Here is a 641-nt window from a genome sequence, read left to right on the forward strand (position 1 = left end):
AAGGCGCAAGTGCCACGCCACCTACAGCGAATTTCACTGGGACAAAAAACAGTGCCAGAGTAATAGCTGCAAGGAGTGGAACGGTATTACTTATCGGTACAGAGCTGTTGGTAGATTCCATAATAGCCCTCTCGAAATTTGTCGATGGTGTAGAGTTTCGCTCGGTTGACGGAATAATGACTTGCCGAATTGTAAAGAGCCGCGTCTTCGCATAGCTCTGCAACCTTTTGCGCAAGCAGATTGCTATCACCGACTTCGAACAAATATTCTGAGCTGCCGGTAACCTCATCTAATCCCGGAACATCGGACGCGAGTACGGGCAAACCTGCTGCCATCGCTTCTACGGCGGCGAGCCCGAATCCTTCAACGTGGGAAGATTGCACGTAGATATCCATATCGCTGAGAAAGAGAGGGATATCGGATACGACTCCGTGAAAATGCACGCGAGGTGAAACGTTTAACGATTGAGCGAGTAGTTGAAGCGAGGCTTTTCTTTCTCCATCTCCGGCAAGGTGTAAGTGGTAACACTCAGGCAGTTTTGCGATGGCGTGAATTAACGTTTCGTGATCTTTGTGTTCATGTAGTCGGCCGACCATGCCAATGTTGATGGTTGCTTTCTCGCTGAGATCGTGGGCTTGTTC

1 protein-coding gene and 1 pseudogene are annotated in these 641 nt (G+C 49.3%); both read right to left on the reverse strand.

Annotated features, from left to right (window positions below; genetic code table 11):
* Positions 1 to 121: pseudogene (locus tag R7Z47_RS25360) on the reverse strand (ligase); the annotation flags it as partial.
* Positions 87 to 641 (reverse strand): glycosyltransferase (locus R7Z47_RS25365; protein WP_318130832.1); only part of this gene is annotated, 555 nt, incomplete at its 5' end. The pseudogene R7Z47_RS25360 and the gene R7Z47_RS25365, both read right to left, overlap by 35 nt.

The sequence above is a fragment of the Vibrio sp. 1641 genome (assembly GCF_033339995.1).
Classification (GTDB): domain Bacteria; phylum Pseudomonadota; class Gammaproteobacteria; order Enterobacterales; family Vibrionaceae; genus Vibrio; species Vibrio alginolyticus.